This window comes from Gracilimonas sp. (assembly GCF_031581265.1).
GTDB lineage: Bacteria > Bacteroidota > Rhodothermia > Balneolales > Balneolaceae > Gracilimonas.
The window spans coordinates 89903-108719 of sequence record NZ_JAVLBQ010000004.1; the positions used below are offsets into that span (position 1 = coordinate 89903).

10 protein-coding genes are annotated in these 18817 nt (G+C 40.5%); all 10 read left to right on the top strand.

Annotated elements, in window-relative coordinates:
* The first annotated feature begins 72 nt into the window (after positions 1-72).
* Positions 73-1389 (top strand): tetratricopeptide repeat protein, encoded by a 1317-nt coding sequence (locus tag RI561_RS03010; protein WP_395078743.1) that lies wholly within the window; start codon positions 73-75, stop codon positions 1387-1389.
* A 27-nt stretch (positions 1390-1416) separates the two neighbouring features.
* Positions 1417-2586, top strand: coding sequence for a tetratricopeptide repeat protein (locus RI561_RS03015; RefSeq protein WP_395078744.1), 1170 nt, complete (start codon positions 1417-1419; stop codon positions 2584-2586).
* A gap of 23 nt (positions 2587-2609) precedes the next feature.
* Complete coding sequence (locus RI561_RS03020) at positions 2610-3746, top strand: cystathionine gamma-synthase (RefSeq protein WP_395078745.1); 1137 nt, start codon at positions 2610-2612, stop codon at positions 3744-3746.
* A gap of 84 nt (positions 3747-3830) precedes the next feature.
* Positions 3831-5009, top strand: a complete 1179-nt coding sequence (locus tag RI561_RS03025) for an acetyl-CoA C-acyltransferase (RefSeq protein ID WP_395078746.1) — start codon at positions 3831-3833, stop codon at positions 5007-5009.
* Positions 5010-5327: 318 nt separating this feature from the next.
* Positions 5328-9179, top strand: a complete 3852-nt coding sequence (gene porU, locus RI561_RS03030; protein WP_395078747.1) for a type IX secretion system sortase PorU — start codon at positions 5328-5330, stop codon at positions 9177-9179.
* Between the two features lie 71 nt (positions 9180-9250).
* The gene (gene porV / locus RI561_RS03035) at positions 9251-10402 is read left to right on the top strand and encodes a type IX secretion system outer membrane channel protein PorV (protein WP_395078748.1); all 1152 of its coding nucleotides are present in this window, start codon (positions 9251-9253) and stop codon (positions 10400-10402) included.
* A gap of 48 nt (positions 10403-10450) precedes the next feature.
* On the top strand, positions 10451-13600 hold the full coding sequence (locus RI561_RS03040; protein ID WP_395078749.1) for a T9SS type A sorting domain-containing protein: 3150 nt from the start codon (positions 10451-10453) through the stop codon (positions 13598-13600).
* Entirely contained in the window at positions 13600-16962 is a 3363-nt protein-coding gene (locus tag RI561_RS03045) for a hypothetical protein (protein ID WP_395078750.1), read from the top strand. Before RI561_RS03040 ends, RI561_RS03045 begins: the two co-directional genes overlap by 1 nt.
* The gene (locus tag RI561_RS03050) at positions 16959-17936 is read left to right on the top strand and encodes a DUF5683 domain-containing protein (protein ID WP_395078751.1); all 978 of its coding nucleotides are present in this window, start codon (positions 16959-16961) and stop codon (positions 17934-17936) included. The genes RI561_RS03045 and RI561_RS03050 overlap by 4 nt, the downstream gene beginning before the upstream one ends.
* Positions 17937-17958: 22 nt before the next feature.
* Positions 17959-18816 (top strand): PASTA domain-containing protein, encoded by an 858-nt coding sequence (locus tag RI561_RS03055; protein ID WP_395078752.1) that lies wholly within the window; start codon positions 17959-17961, stop codon positions 18814-18816.
* Position 18817 lies beyond the last annotated feature (1 nt).

The window sequence follows — 18817 nt, forward strand, 5'->3', positions numbered from 1 at the left end:
GCAACACATATGATTATTTTTATCAACATATAAATTTGTTCTGATTACAACCAACTTCAATCTTTATACAAAATGAAAAAACTACTCAGTATTATAATCCCTTCAATTTTATTGGCTGGGGTGCTTACCAGTTGCAACTCTACCAGTCCTATTATTGAGGAAGCACAATTAAATATCTATACCCAAAACTTTGACAGTGCTTACGCAAGTTTAGACCGATATATTGAACAGAATCCTGATAATGGACTTGGCTATTATTATAAGGCATTAGCAAATTCTGAGCATGGTTTTACCATTCAACCACCAAGTGACAGAAAACCTATCTACAGAGATTTTAGAGAGAATATCACAACTTCCAGAGATTTATTTAGTCAAATGGAAGAAGCTCCAAGTGAATCCGGCGAAGTTGATAATCTTGTTTTAAATACTTGGGGAAGAGAACACAATGCAGCATTACCCTATGCTATTGATGATAGTGTAATGGCTACTGTTGATGAGCCTTTGAAACGAGCTGTAGCACATCTTGAAAATGCGGTTATTATCAATCCAGACAGTACACTTTCTTATGATGTGCTTTCACAGATCCATTTTATGGATAACAACTATGAAGCAGCGGCCGAGGTCTTAGAACAATCCATGGAACTTAAAGACCCTCCTCCTGCTGAAGATTATGACCGAATTTCAGTGTACTATGCACAGTCGGGAAATCCGGAAAAAGCAGTAGATATTCTTGAAACGGGGCTTGAATTGTATCCAGACAGTGTAAGCCTCACTCAGAAATTAGCCGATAATTACATGAATGTCGGTGAACGAGGAAAAGCTATTGATGTTCTTGAAGGACTTATCGAAGATGATCCTCAAAATGCACAGTATCGTTTAGTGCTGGGAACCGTCCTTTTATCAATTACAGAATCTCTTACTTCTTCTATTTCTGACAAATACGAAGAAATTTATGATCTCAAAAATCAAATGAGAAATGCTTCAGACGAAGAGGCTGAAAATATTGAACAGCAATTAGCCGAAATCCAAGAAGAAATTGATAATGAAACGGAAGAAATTAACGGCTTGAACGACCGCGCTGAAGAAGCTTTGATGGAAACCATACGATTAAGACCTAACGATGAGCAAGCTCATAATGCATTGGGAGTGTTGTATCAAAATAAAGCTGCTTTAATTTTTGCTGAGAGAAATAATGCTGATGACTTAGAAAGAGTTAATGAGCTGGACGAAATTGCTAACGGTTTCCTAACGGATGCTATGGAATACTACGAAAAAACAGTTGAACTCAACCCTGAAAATATGGGCGCATGGCAAAGTTTATATAGCGTATATATTAACTTAGATATGCCCGAAAAAGCCCAGGAAGCTCAAGAAAAATTAGGAATGTAATTTCATTTCTCCATCTAAAATAAATATATGACTAATTCATATTTCATCCGGCTAACAGGTTTATTCCTCTTAGCCGGTTTTTTTTATTCTTGTACTACAACCCAAACTAATATTGAACAATTACAGGCTCAAGGAAGTTATAATAAAGCCCTCTCTTCTATAGAATCACAGCTGAGTGAAGATCCGGCTCAACCCAAATTGTATATTACCAGAGCTGAAATAAATGCCAACCTGGCGAAAGAAAGAGAACCTGAGGAAAGAGCAGACTTCTACACTGAAACTGCTGAAAGTTTTGACCTTGCCATTGAGTATGGAGCGAATGAAAGTCAGCTCTCATCTATCGATAGTTTACGTCAGCAGCTTTGGAAACTGGAGCACAACGCTGGACTGGAAGTTACAGAAAACATGATGGCAACTGACAGATACGACCGAGCTAAAACTCATTTCGAAAATGCACTGATCATCCGACCGGATGCCATTAGTTCTCTTAAAAATTTGGCCGTCGCTCATTATAATTCTGATAACATTGATGAGGCTATAAATACCTTGGAAAAAGCGTTAGAGTTTGCAGAGGATAATCCCATAGATATGCTTGAAAACTTGGGGTACCTCTATCTGGAAAAAGGGAACCCTGATCAAGCCACCCATTATTATGAGTTGGCTAACACCGACGTAGAAGGCAACCTTAATATTGCCTTTGGTTTAGTTAACGCCTATATCTCCAATGGTGATACCGAAGAAGCCTTGGATATGCTTGAACCTCTTGTTGAAGAGTATCCTAATAATGCCAACCTGCGAAATGTTTATGGAACTCAGCTTTATGAGATTACTTCCAATATCATGGATGACTTAAAGACTGCTTATTCTGATAATGAGACTGAGCTTGCTGAACAAATTAGGTTTGAAGCAGAAGGCATGGGTGATGAAGCAGAAAATCAACTTATTGAAGCTTTTAAAAGGGATACAACCAATACTGAATATCTCGAAAGCCTGGCAGTCTTTTACAACAATCTTGCTGCTCAGTACTTATCTGTTTTAGAAGTTGCTTTTCAGGAAGACCAAAATGCTTTAAGAGAAAAAGCCAATATGCTTATCGATTTTGCCAAAGACTACTATGAAAAATTAGCGGATATTGAACCTGCAAATTCTGAATATCAGCAGAAATTGAGCACACTCAACCAACTGAATAATCAATAATATAGTTATCGAGATTTAGTTTTATGAAATTCAATACAAAGACTATACATGCAGGACAAAAACCGGAGGAAACGTCCGGCGCTGTAATGCCTCCAATTTTTCAAACATCAACCTATGCACAGGAAGCTCCCAACAAACACAAAGGATATGACTACGCCCGTGTAGGAAATCCAACAAGAACTGCCCTTGAAAAAATGATTGCCGGGCTTGAAGGAGCTGATGAGGCAGCTTGTTTCTCAAGTGGGGTTGCAGCGATGGACGCCTTGATGAAAATGCTTCGTCCCGGAGATCACATTGTAACAACCAATGATCTTTATGGCGGATCCTATCGTCTTTTCACTAAAGTTTTTGAGCCATTTGGTATCAACTTTACTTTTGTTGATATGACAAATCTTGATGAGGTACAGAAAGCAATAAAGCCTGAAACAAAGCTTATGTGGATTGAGACACCTACCAATCCTTTGCTTAGAGTGGTAGATATTAAAGCCTTGGTTGATATGGCTAAACCAAAGGACATCTTAACTGTGGTTGATAATACTTTCGCCTCCCCCTATTTGCAGCGACCATTAGAGTTTGGGGCAGATGCAGTTTTACACTCAGCCACAAAATATCTGGCCGGTCATTCTGATGTAATTCATGGGGCAGTTGCAAGCTCCAGTAAAGAAATCATGGAAAATCTCCGCTTCCAAACTAAAACATCCGGAGCGGTACCGGGGCCTATGGATTGCTACCTTACCCTGCGAGGGATTAAAACCCTCAGTGTACGAGTTCAGCGATCAGTGGATAACGCCAAAAAGATTGCCGACTTCCTTGAAAATCATGATGAAGTGGCTTCTGTAATTTATCCGGGGCTTTCCTCCCACCCTCAGCATGAACTGGCAAGTAAACAAATGGATGACTTTGGAGCTATGCTTTCCTTTACCCTTAAAGATGATTCCATTGAAGCTGCTGTAAATTTCATGAGCAATACAAAGATTTTTACACTGGCAGAAAGTCTGGGTGGGGTTGAATCACTTATCAGTCATCCTGCTTCAATGACTCATGGATCCATTCCAAAAGATGTCCGCGAGAAAGCAGGATTAAAAGACTCATTGATTCGTGTTTCAGTTGGCATTGAAGACGCTGACGACCTGATCAATGATTTAGATCAGGCGTTCTAACATATCATCATTCCACAAGCTTTTGTATTTTTAAGCACTAATAATAGCGCTTACAACAACTTTCAATTTTAAAATTTTTCTATCATGCGAGACGTAGTAATAGTATCAGCAAAAAGAACACCCTTGGGAGCTTTTGGAGGAAGTTTATCTTCTTTTTCAGCCCCGGAATTGGGAGCTTCAACCATACTTGAGGCAGTAAAAGAAGGCGGAGTTAAGCCTGATGATGTTCAAGAAGTGTTAATGGGGAATGTACTCTCAGCAGGAGTTGGACAAGCTCCTGCCCGACAAGCAGCTCTTAAAGCCGGACTAAGTGAAAGAACCCCTGCTACTACTGTAAATAAAGTATGTGCTTCAGGTATGAAATCAATTATGATCGCTGCTGATCAAATCAGATTAGGGGAAGCGGATATTATTGTAGCAGGTGGAATGGAAAGCATGAGTAATGTGCCCTACTACCTTCCCAAGGAAAGATTTGGAGCCAAATACGGCCATGTACAAGCAGAAGATGGAATCGTTAAAGACGGCCTCTGGGATGTATATAACGATTACCTGATGGGAAATGCCGGAGACCTTTGTGGACGGGAATGTAATATCAGTCGCGAAGAGCAAGATGAGTATGCAATCACTTCCTATAAAAGAGCTATTGAAGCAACCGAAAAAGGATACTTCAAAGACGAAATTGTCAAAATGAAGGTCAAAGATCGCAAAGGGAATGTCACGAAAGTGGAAAAAGACGAAGAACTTGATAAAGTACGCTTTGACAAAATCCCAAACCTGCGTCCCGTATTCGATAAAGAAGGAACCGTAACAGCAGCCAACGCCTCCAGTATAAATGACGGTGCAGCTGCAGTATTGGTTATGAGTGCCGACAAGGCCAAAGAACTTGGACTAAAGCCACTTGCTAAAATATTGAGCCATGCCAGTGCGGCAAAAGCTCCGGAGTGGTTTACAACTGCACCTGCCGATGCTATCCCCATCGCTCTGAAGAAAGCAGGTCTTTCTAAAGATGAAATTGATCTATTTGAAATCAACGAAGCTTTTTCTGTGGTAGCCCTGGCAAATAACCAGATCTTAGAATTAGACCCTGAAAAAGTAAATATTCACGGTGGAGCTGTAAGTATAGGTCACCCACTGGGATGTTCCGGTGCCAGAATTATTGTAACGCTCATTCATGCCTTAAAAAGAACCGGTGGAAAATACGGTTGCGCAGGAATTTGTAACGGTGGCGGTGGTGCTTCATCACTAGTTTTAGAAATGATATAAATCTTTTAGCCCATCTAAATTTTTAGTTGGGCTATTTTTTTATTGACATTATAAGTTGACAAGGCTATTATAGACCTGACTTAAAAATTTAACGCCTATTACTACTATATAGAGAAAACGCTACAAATTACTTTATTCAACTAATAAGCGAAAAAACTTACCTACAATTACAGGTCAATAATAACAAGAAGTACTATATAGATTATAGAAATACTGCTACTACACTTTAAGCATTAATTAATTTATACACTGTAATTATACACTATGCTGAACAGGCTGCTTTTTATTAGCGGTTTGCTTTGCTTATTAATTGCATCAATGGCTGAGGCCAGGCAACTGAAAGTAGTAGCAGAAACCGAATCCTTTACCGATTATGAGTTCATCAATGATGAACTTACAATCCTATCTCCTATAGGACTTACTGTTCCTGTTTCCGGTTCAGCCCTTCGCTATCAAATATTGGAACAAGATGTAGCCATTGTTCAAAAAGAGATAAGTCCCGAAAAGGCTATGGTTTTAGCTCTCGAAGGGGATTCAAGGAGTCTAATTGAAGCTTCTGAACCAGGCATTTCTCGGGGTAAAAAAGTGAGTTCATTGAGCATCAACATTGCTCGTTATGGTGATAATAATGTTCGGATATTAAAAAAGTTACGGCTCAGAGTTTACAAAACTGGAGATTCGGTTTTACCGAACATGCAACTTTCCAAAGCAAACGGGCCCTCATTCTCTACAGGTGTCTGGTATAAAATCCCAATCCGAAAAAATGGCATTTATAACATCGGTCAAAATTATCTGGAAGAACTTGGGATTAACGTAAACTCCATTGATCCGCAACATATACAGCTTTGGGGTACGGGAGGGGCTTTATTACCGGAAGCTAATTCGGAAGCAAGACCAGAATTTAAACAAATCCCAATCCTTGTTCAGGGACAGTCAGATGGCAGCTTTGACACAGGTGACCGAATTATATTCTACGCCAATAGCCCTGATAGGATTGATTACAATGATGTAGGTTTCTCGCATCAGGTGCATCCCTACAGCAAGAAAAATTATATATTTCTGACTATAGCAGCCGAGCCCGGAATGCGTCTCTCTCCAGTCAATGAAAACTTAACCCCTTCCCGATCAGTCTCTACTTTCACTGATTTTATCTGGAAAGAACAGGAGTTGTATAAACCCGAAGACCGAATTAAATCAGGCCGAAACTGGCTTGGCACTCGTTTTGAAGCCTCAAGTAATGAAAGTATCCGGACCGTTTTACGTGATACACTGCCCGGATTACTGCCTAACCAAACCATTGAAATTTCAGGGCAATTTGTCAATCGATCTACCTCTTCGGCAAACTTTGACCTGTTTCTAAATAATGATTCCTTCTCTTCTCTATTTATACCTCGTTCGGGTTCTTACAACAGCAGTGAAGGAAATGCTGGTATTGATCGCAGTTTTACTGAAAATGTTAGTGCAAGCTTTTCGGGTGATATTTTGGAAATTGCTGCTTCTTATAATCACAATGCTTCTGGCTCTACCGGTTTTTTAGATTGGTTAGAAATTACAGCTGAACGTGAACTCGTAGCAGAGAACGAGTACCTTTATTTCTTTTCTCCTGAAGACGGATCTTCTTCTGAGTTAGTTAACTATCAGCTTAGCGGGTTTGACAATCAACCCATTATCATGGAAGTATCAAATCCCACTGATCCCAAATTATTGGCTCTTTCTGAGTCTGGACAAGATTTTAATTTCAACTATTATTCCGGTAACAATCTACACTTTATTGCTGATTCAGAGTTTGAGATACCGGAAATTGGGGAACCGGTCGCCCCTCAAGACCTCCAGTCAATTACCACTTTTCCTGACTATATAATCATAACTGCTGATGTTTTTAAAGACTATGCCGATGACTTAGCAGCCTACAGACAACAGAATGATGGTTTGACTCCTGTTGTAGTTACTCAAGAGGAGATTATAAATGAATTTAGTGGTGGATTATTAGATCCCACAGCCATACGTGATTATGTGAAATTTCTTTATGACAGAGCATTGAATTCCGGACAAGAACCTCCCAAATATCTTTTACTTTTTGGAGACACTACCTTTGACTATAAAAACATTCAAACCGACCGGTACATTAATCATGTAGTCACCTATCAAAGTGAAGAATCTTTAGGCAGAACAACCTCTTATGCCACTGACGACTTTTTTGGCTTATTGGATGACAATGAAGGTGAAATGGATGTTTTGGGTAGTGGCGGAACTCCAAACTCCCACCTATTAGATATTGGTCTGGGGCGTATTTCTGCCCAAACTCCTTCTGAAGCAGCCATAGCTATCCAAAAGATTAAGGAATATGAAAGCCCCGAACATACCGGCAGCTGGCAAAATACTTTTACTTTTGCAGCTGACGATGACTTTCCTGATGTACAGCTAAACCGAGATCTACATGTACTGAATGCCGATGCCACCGCTGAAAGAATGAATATCATTGAACCGGGCATTAAGGTAAATAAGGTATATGAATTTTCTTATCCTGAAGAGATAACCGGCTCCGGAAGAACTATTCCAGGTGCAACTGAGGATTTCATCAACGCTTTTAATAACGGTACGTTGGTACTGAATTATTCCGGACACGGAAACGAGCAAACACTATCTGATGAGGAACTCTTTAAATCAGATTATATTCCAAGCCTCACCAACAGAGATCGCCTTTCCGTGCTTGTAACAGCTACTTGTCAATTTGGCCGTTATGATGATAACGATGCTCAATCGGGTGCAGAGAAACTCTTTTTTGCTGACAATGGCGGGCTTATAGCTGCTTTTACAACCACTCGTGTTGTTTATACAGGATCGGGAATTTCGTCCCGTAATAATTTTGGGTTGAATGTGGCACTTTCACAAAGAATGGTAGAAAGAAATCAGGACAGCACTCCCCTTCGTTTTGGAGATATCTATCGAAAGACTAAAAATACGTTTATCAATAATTCATCCATCATTTCAACCCGAAACAGTAAGAAATTTATTTTGATCGGTGACCCTGCCGGAAGATTCAGACTACCTGAATTTTCATCAGAAGTGGCTTCACTGAATGATTATACAGAATCGGGCCAGGATACTGTGCTTACCGTTCAGGCTTTAGATCAGGTTACGCTATCCGGCACCGTAAAAGACTTAGAAGGAAATACTTTGTCTGACTTTTCTGGTGAAGTAAACCTTACCGTGCTGGATGCCAAACGAAATGTAAACCTGCCCGCAGATCGCGATTGGGTGCAAGCCGACAATTGTAATTTGGAAGGTTGCAGCTACACCGTTGAAAATGATGTGCTATTTAAAGGAAAAACCGAAGCTGTAAATGGCGAGTTTAGCTCAACATTTATCGTGCCTAAAGATATCAGCTTTTCTGATGAAACCGGCCGCATCCTTATGTATGCGAATAATAAGAACGGGAAAACAGCTTCCGGTTCTTTTGTGAAAGTCAGATTTAATGGAATTAATGAAGACGCAGTAGATGATGGAAAGGGACCGGAACTGGATGTCTATCTAAATGATGAAAAATTTGTAAACGGGAATCTCGTAAATAATTCCCCCCAATTAATTGTTGATCTTGAAGATCAATCAGGTATAAACACAACAGGAACAGGAGTTGGACATGAAATAATAGCTACTATCGATACGAAACCAAAACAATCATTTGTGCTGAATGAGTTTTATGAAGGCAATTTAAATGATTTTACCAGGGGGCGTATCGAGTACCCTTTGGACAATTTACCGGAGGGTAGTTATAGCCTTATGGTTCGAGCATGGGATGTGCATAATAATCCTTCAGAGAAAGAAATAGTCTTTGAAGTAGCATCGAGCGAGGAATTAAGTATACGCAATGTATACAACTATCCGAATCCGATGAACAATGCTACCCGTTTCACCTTCGAACATAATCAGCCCGGTAACCCGTTTGATGTATCCGTTCAAATTTTTACACTAAGCGGACAACCGGTCCAACACATTGAAAACCAACTCATAACTACAAGTTCATATGCCAGTATTTCATGGAATGGCCGTGACCGGGATCATAATCGCCTGGGCAACGGTACTTATATTTATGTGCTTCGGGTTACAGCAAATACCCCGAAAGGAAGACAACAATCAGAAAAAATCGAAAAGCTCGTAATTATACGATAGCGTCGATAGTTTAACCTGAATCACTTATATTTCTATTAACATCTATTTTTATGAAAAGGACACCAGTAATCATGAAAAAAATAATACCCTTATTTATTGCAGCACTTATTTTTGTGTTGCCAACCACAATTAATGCACAAGTAGCTATAACAGCGGTTCCATTTCTTCAAATTGAACCTGACTCCCGTGGAGCCGGAATGGGTAACACCGGAGTAGCAATTTCCGATAATGCCTCTGCCCTATTTTGGAATCCCGCAGGCTTAGCATTTCAGGAAGGAAGCAACCAAACCAGCATCACCCACTCAAATTGGCTGGCTAATTTCAATGTAAGTGACCTATTCTACGACTATGTAGTCGGTAAATACTACATTGAAGGCATTGGAACCATCGGAACACATCTCACCTACCTTAACTTAGGTGAACAAGTGGTAACCGACGAAACCGGTCCAGAACCAATTTCACGTTTTAACAGTTACGAAGTTGCTTTTGGTGCTTCATATGGTCATAAACTCAGTGAAAATTTTGGAGTAGGAACCAGCCTGAGGCTCATTTATTCGAGTCTTGCCAGCGGAACTTCAATTAGTGCCCAAAAAGTAAACCCGGGTAGCAGTGTAGCCGTTGACTTGTCCTTTTTATATCGCACAGATCCCTTTATGATTGGCGAAAAAGAAGCGAAATTCAGTTTTGGAACCAACCTTTCAAACTTGGGCCCCGGAATCCAATACACTGATAATGCTCAAAAAGATCCTCTGCCAACCGTCTTGCGTTTTGGATGGGCTTTCGATCTTGAGCTCGATCCCGATGGTATTAACCGTATAACCATTGCCAATGATATCTCAAAAATTATGGCCAGAACTGAGTCAGAAATTACCACTGACAATCAGGGGAATGCAGATACCACTCAAGTAGCCACAGGGCCTATCAAAGCTTTATTTAGCTCATGGGATAGTTATGAACGATTTGATGGAACAAACACCATTGAAATCGGATTGCTGGAACAATTTATGGTTGGTACCGGAATTGAATATTGGTATGATGACACATTTGCCTTACGTACCGGTTATTACTACGAGCATCCCCAAAACGGAGACCGTGAGTATATTACTTTCGGTGCAGGAATTAGATATAATTTCTTTGGAGTCGATTTCAGTTATATAAAAACACTTGAATCCGATCATCCCCTCGCCAATACCTTACGATTCAGCTTGCTTATCGACTTTTAATCTATGCAATACTTAAAGTTCTTTTCAAAGAGCATGTTAATTTTTAGCATGCTCTTCTTTTTTATTTTTAAAATCTCTGTAGCCCAACAAGTTCAGGTTAAGCGATCTCATGCTATTTCTGATCAGCAACTACAGTTAAGTAATAACCTTAATGCCACCGGTACACTTAACGTAATTGCTATTATGGTAGAATTTCAACCGGATAGCAACAGGTTGACTACAGGAACCGGTATATTTGGTGCCGACGGTATGGAAGGACTTCCCTTCCTTAAAAACGAAGAAGATTTCCGGATTGATCCTCTGCCCCACAATCAAAATTATTTTGAAGCTCATCTCGAGTTTGCCAAAAACTATTATGAGAAAGCATCCGACAATCAGCTTACCATAAATTACAGGGTACTGCCCGATATTTATCGCCTACCCAAAAAAATGGAAGAATATGCTCCCATAGGCGAAACGTTTACCAATGAAAAAGTCGCTGAACTTGCTCGCGATGCATGGCAAAAAGTAGAAGAAGGTGACAATTTTGATGCCTCCGGTCTTAATCCTGATAATACCGCCTTCATTATTTTTCACGCCGGTGTTGGACGTGATATTGAACTCACCGGAACCAGCCTTGACATTACCCCATTCGATATTCCCTCCCTTTATTTACAAAAACGAAATTTTAAAACTCTATTAAATGATCCATCTTTTAACGGTTTTTCGGTGAATGATGGCAGTTTTAGAGTACCCAACTCGATGATTATACCAAGAACCGAAACGCGGCGCGGACTCGATATTCAGGATAACGAATTTGCATTCCCGCTTTCCATCAACGGGCTTTTGGTTGCTTCCATTGGAAGTCATTTAGGCCTTCCCGACTTATTTAACACTGAAACAGGCGATCCCGGTATCGGTCGTTTTGGATTGATGGACGGAGCCGGATTTTTTGCTTACAACGGCCTGTTGCCTCCTGAACCTTCCGCATGGGAAAAAACTTATTTAGGATGGGAAACACCTTTCCTTATCGATCGAAGTTTTGAGAATGAAATCACCCTTCCTGCAGCAGCCTTGAACCAACCTAACAGCATTGCTAAATATGAGCTTTCAGAATCGGAATATTTTTTGATTGAAAATCGTCACCGTGATCCTCAGGGAACAGGTATTACTATTACCATAAGAAAACCGGATGGCAACGAAGTTCAACAAAGCTTCACTAATCAAGATGAAGCATTCATATACCAAGAAGCAAGTTTCGATACCCTTCTTGAAGCCGGTACTTTTATAGATGCTTCCAATTTTGATTTTAGCTTACCCGGAGGTTTGGATACAGGACAAAACGAAAATGACCCTGGTGACGACCGAAACTTAAACGGTGGTATACTTATTTGGCACATTGACGAAGCCGTAATTGATGAGCAACTTAGAAACGGCCGGGTTAATGCCGATCAAAACCGAAGGGGTATTGATCTTGAGGAAGCAGATGGCTCACAAGATATAGGGAAAATCATTACAGGTGCTTTGGATAATTCTGCAGCTTTTGGAACAGCTTTCGATTTTTGGTGGAGTGGGAATAATTTCCGGGTCATCCTTCAAACCGGTAGAGAAATTAGCTTTTATGATAACCGCTTTGGACCGGACACCAGGCCTAATAATGACAGTAATTCAGGAGCTCCATCGTTTTTTGAGCTCTATGATTTTTCTGAAAACCTACCAACCGCTTCATTCAAAATTAAACCAGCCGAACCATTTAGTGAAGTCTATACCCAAGGATTTACTGCCAAGCTTGATTCCACTTTCAATTATTTTACCGGTAACGATATTTACTATCAAAATTATCCCCTTTCACTGTCAATCTATGAAACACAAAGTGACACTTTCCTGATTGTACCCGCTCATGAGAAAACATGGGCAGTTTCAATTTCGAATCCTGAAAACAAACAATTTCAGTTGACAGACACCCCTGTTCAGCAGCCATTTATCGGTGAGTACCTTATTTTGGCACAGAAACCTGCTGAGAATACCAATACCCTTGACGTTTCAGCACTGACATGGAATAACAACACAATTTCTTTTGATACGGTTTGGACCTCCTCAATTCCTACAAATAAAGGGTTTATAAGTTCCCAAAACGGACAGGTGCTCCATGCAGATTTTACCAATGCCGGCCTGGATATAAAAAATGGAAATAATGTATCAGTTGGAAATACTCCTTTCCAAAGGTCTGAAATTATTGGGGGCGAATTTTCTGAAGCTTCCAATTCGGGGGTTGACTTCAGTGTCCTTTCAAACTTCAATTTCAATCCCACCTCATTCCAAAACAGACTTTATACGGGAGCCATACAACTTGGAAACAGAAATTTGTTTTATGTTTTTGAAGATGATCGCCTTTCCTTAATTGATCCGGTTAAGAATGATCCCGCTAAAACTTTGTTTGAAGAGGATAAAGCTGAGTGGCCTGCAATTCTGGATGATGGATCTCTTTTAAGAATTGATAAAATTCATAATCAACTTATTGGTATAAACAGAATCGGGGGCATTCAAAATTTCACCCCAATACCCGCACCTGATGGTATTAAATTTACAGGTACCCCTTTGTACACCGATTTATTGACTTCAGGAGCTGAATATGCCGCCCTCGTTGTAGGACAAAATAGTCTCTCCATGAACATTTACGCATACAGAAACGACGGTACTTTAGTCGAGGGCTTTCCGTTGTATGTAGGCAAAGCAAATTCAGCTGAATTACAACCTATCCATCCTATTATTTATAAAGGAACATTGTTTGCAGTAAGCCACAAAGGTGTGTTAAAATCATGGAATTTAACACAGGTCACAGATACCAAGTGGTCGACCCGTTATGGGAACGCTGATTTCAATAAAGTCTCGGCCCGAGTTCAAGATACTAAAACCGGACAACCTTCAAGCTTTGGGGTTTTAAATGAAGTGGAGACCTACAACTGGCCAAATCCAGCTAACGAAGAGACTAATATCCGATTTGAGTTGGCTGAGCCGGGCGGAACAGTTGACATTACCGTTATAAGCATGGACGGCCGTGAAATTTTTCAACGCACAGTTCAATCATCCGGTGGTTTCCCTCAAGAGGTGAATATTGAAACCCGACACTGGGGCAGCGGTGGGTATGTTGCCCGTGTAAAAGGAACCGTAGAAGGGAAATCAGAAACCAAACTCATTAAAATTGGAGTTATACACTAATGAGATATCTTAAGAAATTATCCCTTTTATTGATCGTTGCGCTGGGATTTTCCGGGACTTTAAAGGCTCAGGTGGATGTAACATTCTATGACTATCCGCAAAACCACTTGGATTGGTTTACCATCGAAAGCGAGCATTTTTTGGTACATTTTCAGGAAGGGAACAGCCGCTCTGCTAAAGTCACTTCCCGTATAGCTGAAGAGATTTATACTCCTATCACTGATTTATATGAATACGAGCCGGATGAAAAAGTAAGCATCATTTTAAAAGATCGCGAAGACTACTCTAACGGGGCTGCCTATTTCTTTGATAACCGGATCGATATCTGGCTGCCCGCTCTTGACTCACCCTTACGTGGCACCCATAATTGGCTTCGAAATGTGATTACTCATGAATTTGTGCATATCGTTCAAATTCAAAAAGGAATGAAGCGCTCCCGGAAGATTCCTGCTTTTTACTTGCAGTGGCTTTCCTATGAAGATGTCCGCCGACCGGATGTACTTTATGGATTCCCTAACGGCATCATCACTATGCCTTTTGCTACGGTGAATATTCCCGCATGGCTGGCTGAGGGTACGGCCCAATACCAAACAGAAGGACTTAATTATGATACCTGGGATAGCCACCGCGATATGATTTTACGCACTCGTATTCTTTCAGACACCTATTTTTCGTTAGATGGAATGGGGACTTTTTCTTCTAAATCCAGCCTGGAGCGAGAAACAGTGTATAATCAGGGCTATGCTTTTACCATTTATCTTGCCGAACGTTTTGGCGATAATATTTTGCGAGAAATTTCTGTAGCTCTTGGTCAGAAAGGCGTTTACACCGTAGCTGAAGCTATTGAAATGAGCACGGGTATTTCAGGATATGATATTTTTGATGACTGGATTGCTGAGCGTACGGCCTTTTATGAAAAAGCGACTGAAAGTATAAATCCAACTCCGGCCGATACTGTTGAACCCTCTGGGTTCTTTAACTTTTATCCAACTCTCTCCACTGATCAATCCAAACTAGCCTATGTTTCAAACAAGGGGGTTGATTATGGATTGCTTTCACTATATCTCAAAGAGTTGGAAGGAGAAGAAAAAGAAATAGCCGTGCTTGAAAACAGTGAGATTCACACGCAAAAAAATCACATCAGTTCTTTAAAGCCGGAAGTATCCTTTCTGGAAACCTCAATCTCTTTTTCCCCTGATGGAGATCAAATTGCTTATGCGAAAAACAAAAAAAATAAATATGGGGAATCTTATCGTGATATTTATCTCTATGACATCGACAAAGAAGAAAGTGAACGACTGACGCACAGTGCACGGATTCAGTTTCCAAGTTGGAATAAAAAAGGAGATACAATTGCTGCTATACAGTATAGCGAAGGAACACAAAATTTGGTACTTCTCTATCCCCAAAAAACTGATTCTATAAAACAGCTTACCAATTTTAAGCGTGGTGAAACGCTCTTTACGCCAAACTGGAGTACTGACGATTCTAAAATATATTTTGCTAAAGCTAACGTAGGTAACCGGGATATTTTCAGTTATAATTTAGAATCCGGTGAAATCACCCCTGTTCTGAAGTCTCCCGATACCGACTTTAGAGATCCTTTTATAAGTCACGATGGGCAATATCTCTACTATGCAGCAAACCCCGATGGCATTTTCAATATTTACCGGATTGATCTTAATGCGAATCAAAACAATCCGCAAAAACTGACTTCTGTTATCGGTGGAGCATTTATGCCATACCTCAGTAAAGAAAATGAACTCTATTTCTCAGAATATCAGACAGACGGATATAAGATTAAATCGGTCTCCCTTTCCCAATTATTAGAAACTCAGCCTAAAGGATCTTATGAAACGGAGCTGGTGGTGGAAAGCAATACCAGAATTACTCCCGAGTACACTCTACAACTCAATAATTTTGATGATACTGATCTAAAACCCTTTTCAGATCAAGAAGAGGCTATCGCTGATACCGGTAACTATACATTCACTATTCCGGATATTTCGGAAAACAGTGAACGCACCTTCAGAGAATATGAAGACACGTACTCTGGATTCAGCTTTTTCCCGGTAATTCGGTTTGATAATTATTCCAAGAGATATGGAAACAATGGTTCATTGATTAAAAACGGAAAATTTGGAAAATTTGGACAGAATTTACTTCGTGATGCCAAACCCGGCGTGTATATGTCATCTCGTGATGTGATTGACAAACTTAGCCTTTTTGGCGGCTTGATGCTGGGTGTAGCCTCTGAATCTGCTGAAAGTGTTGGAGGATTTTTTAGGCCGGACCGACTTTTAGGTCTTGACCGCGATGCCTTTTTAATTGCCGAACATAGAGGGTTGCCTTTCATAGAGCGAAGTTGGTCTCCTACCGTAGCCATTGAAGTGTATAACCAACGCCGAAATGTTGCCGATGGACTTTCTATCGAAGAATTCCCGTGCACCTCCTGTCTCCCCGATACTATTCAAACCGATATCGCATACGATATTTGGGAAGCGGGTATTTATTTCAGAAGTAAATTAAACCGGAGAAGCATTTTGGAACTGGGGCTATCATATAGTCCATATAGGGTTTCAACGGATAACTTTTATTCACGGGAACTAAAGCAGCAGGTAAGTGGCTCTTCCTCTCAATATTTTCGTGGAACGACTCTTTCTGCCTCTTATACCTTTGATTACTACATGTATTCTAATGATGCCGATATTGCCCCGCTTGGACTCAAAGGATATCTGCGTTATCAGTATCAACCCTCAAAATTATTGGAAGAATATGAAATCGAGGATGGTTCTCTGAAACCGGTTTTCAAGAATTCTCAAAATCATTCTACCGAAGTACATCTCAGGTATGGGTTTAAAACATTTGGAGATCAAGCGTTCCAAGCCCGGGTTCGTGGGTTTCATTATTTCAATGAACCCGGAGATTCTTTTTACGCCGATTATGTGGGTGGCTTTATGGGGATGAGAAGTTACCCCTACTTCGCTCTGGGAGGTAGTACCACGGCCTTTACAAGTTTGTCTTGGTTCGCCCCCATCTACAGGGGCATCAATAAACAAGTTGGCCCTTACATGCTGGATAAAGTCTTTGCCCGTTTCTTTTTTGAAACCGGAAATGGCTGGGAAAGTCCGTACGATACAGGTAATAACTTAAAGTCTGGAATTGGAGCCGAACTTAGGGTAGCGATGAACGGATATTATTTATTCCCACTTAAGTTTTTCATCAGCACCTCCTACGGTTTCAACCGTTTTGATTTAACACTTCCTGATGATTTCATCACAAATTCTGAAAGTAATCAGGTATCTTATGGTGGGGAACTGCTATTTCACTTTGGCTTAACCTTTGATTTTGAATTGTTATGAAAAAAGTAACCGGATTAACTTTATTAGTTTCATTGCTTTTTGGCAGTGCTTACGCCCAGTTAGTTGGGGACTTTAGCAGTGGAGTTTTTAAGGATACTGAAACTGAGTCCATCAATGATGATATCCATATTTCAGATTTTCGATATCAGGCAACATCAAACGAAAACTCTATTTTTTCTCCCTTGAGAAATAATGCCGGGGCAGCATTTTTAGCCTCAGCCATAATTCCCGGTGCAGGTCAGGCCGCAAATGGGAAATGGGTGCGTGCCGGAATATACTTTGCTGTAGAAGCTGCCGGACTCATTTATCACCTTGCCAGAAATGCCAAAGCACGCAAACAAGAAGAAGCTTATGAGCAATTTACGCACCGAAACTGGAGTGTAGTGGCTTATGCCGAATGGCTGGTCAACTATTCCCAAGTGCACACCCTCAATAATGACTGGCAACAGCTACAGGCTGAAATTGACGGTAAAACACCGGACTATATCATCAACTCCAACAATCCCGATACCCGAAATGACTGGGATAAAGTAAATATCTCCCTCCTGCACCGAGTGGAAAAACAGACCCCATTTTATTTCAAAGACCGCATTGGCAGTAATTTTTCACATGAATTACCGGACTATGGATCGCAGCAATATTACGAACTGATAAGTAAATATTACCAGTATCAACCGGGATGGAAAGACTGGTATGGAGCCATCACTACCGCTCCCAATCAATCTGCCGATATGTATCGATATTTTTGGAATGGTGAGGATGAACCTTTTGACTTATTTTATCAAGGCCGGGATCAGGCACAAGAATTTAATGAGAACTATCGCGTTGCAGGGAACATATTGAAGCTCATGCTGGTAAACCATGTTGTATCGGCTTTTGACGCTTTGTTCTCCGTTCAGCTAAAAAACAGCCGTATTGAAACGGAAACCAACTTGCTGAAAATGGAGCAATTTTCTGTAATCTGGCATTTCTAAATTTCTGTTATTATAGCTCATTATGGACTTCATTAAATACATATTAACGAACAAAAACTTTTACCTCGGAAGTTTGGCGATCATCATTTTAGGTGCAGCCACCCTCTTTGTTTCAGATAAATTCGTGATGCCTTACTACACCAATTACAATGAGGGCATTACCATACCGGATGTAACCAAAGTTTCCCTCGAAGAAGCACAGACCAGGCTTGCTGACTATGGACTTCGATTTGAAGTTGCAGAACGCCGTTCCAACACAGCCTACCCTGCCGATTATGTAATTGATCAGAATCCCGCTGCTTCTAAAATTGTGAAACCCAACCGAAAAGTGTATCTAACCGTTAATACGGAAGTAAAACCCAAAGTAGTTGTGCCCAAAGTGGTAGATCTTAATTTGCGAAATGCCGAATTACAACTGCAAAACTATGGCTTAACGGTTGGTTCCCGAAGCTATGAGTCTTCCCGTTTTAAAAATGTAATTCTCCGTCAATCTATACCAGATGGAACTACCGTTGAAAAAGGCACCGTAGTTGATTTGGTAGTTAGTGATGGACTTGGAGACCGGATGGTAGAGGTACCTGAAGTCATCGGACTCAGGCTCCCAGAAGCACAGCTGAACTTACGTCGTGCCGGTTTAAATGTGGGTGAAGTACGCTTTAAACCCACCCAAGACACCATCCCAAATATTGTGCTTGATTACATGCCTAAACAAAAACAATTCAGAGAGGGAGAAACACTAAATCTTGTTATTTCAGAGCGATTTGAAGCTATTGAGCAAAGTGAAGGCGGTGCGGTTATCATTGACTCCACCAAAAATAATCCCGATTCTCTAAATAGTACTCCACCCGATTCACTGAACAATCAACCCAACAACAACTGAC

Bases quoted from the DNA above. Each gene is read 5' to 3' on its own strand.
- RI561_RS03010 (WP_395078743.1), top strand. From the start codon at position 73: ATGAAAAAACTACTCAGTATTATAATCCCTTCAATTTTATTGGCTGGG.
- porV (WP_395078748.1), top strand. From the start codon at position 9,251: ATGAAAAAAATAATACCCTTATTTATTGCAGCACTTATTTTTGTGTTG.
- RI561_RS03045 (WP_395078750.1), top strand. From the start codon at position 13,600: ATGAGATATCTTAAGAAATTATCCCTTTTATTGATCGTTGCGCTGGGA.
- RI561_RS03050 (WP_395078751.1), top strand. From the start codon at position 16,959: ATGAAAAAAGTAACCGGATTAACTTTATTAGTTTCATTGCTTTTTGGC.
- porU (WP_395078747.1), top strand. From the start codon at position 5,328: ATGGCTGAGGCCAGGCAACTGAAAGTAGTAGCAGAAACCGAATCCTTT.
- RI561_RS03055 (WP_395078752.1), top strand. From the start codon at position 17,959: ATGGACTTCATTAAATACATATTAACGAACAAAAACTTTTACCTCGGA.
- RI561_RS03020 (WP_395078745.1), top strand. From the start codon at position 2,610: ATGAAATTCAATACAAAGACTATACATGCAGGACAAAAACCGGAGGAA.
- RI561_RS03025 (WP_395078746.1), top strand. From the start codon at position 3,831: ATGCGAGACGTAGTAATAGTATCAGCAAAAAGAACACCCTTGGGAGCT.
- RI561_RS03015 (WP_395078744.1), top strand. From the start codon at position 1,417: ATGACTAATTCATATTTCATCCGGCTAACAGGTTTATTCCTCTTAGCC.
- RI561_RS03040 (WP_395078749.1), top strand. From the start codon at position 10,451: ATGCTCTTCTTTTTTATTTTTAAAATCTCTGTAGCCCAACAAGTTCAG.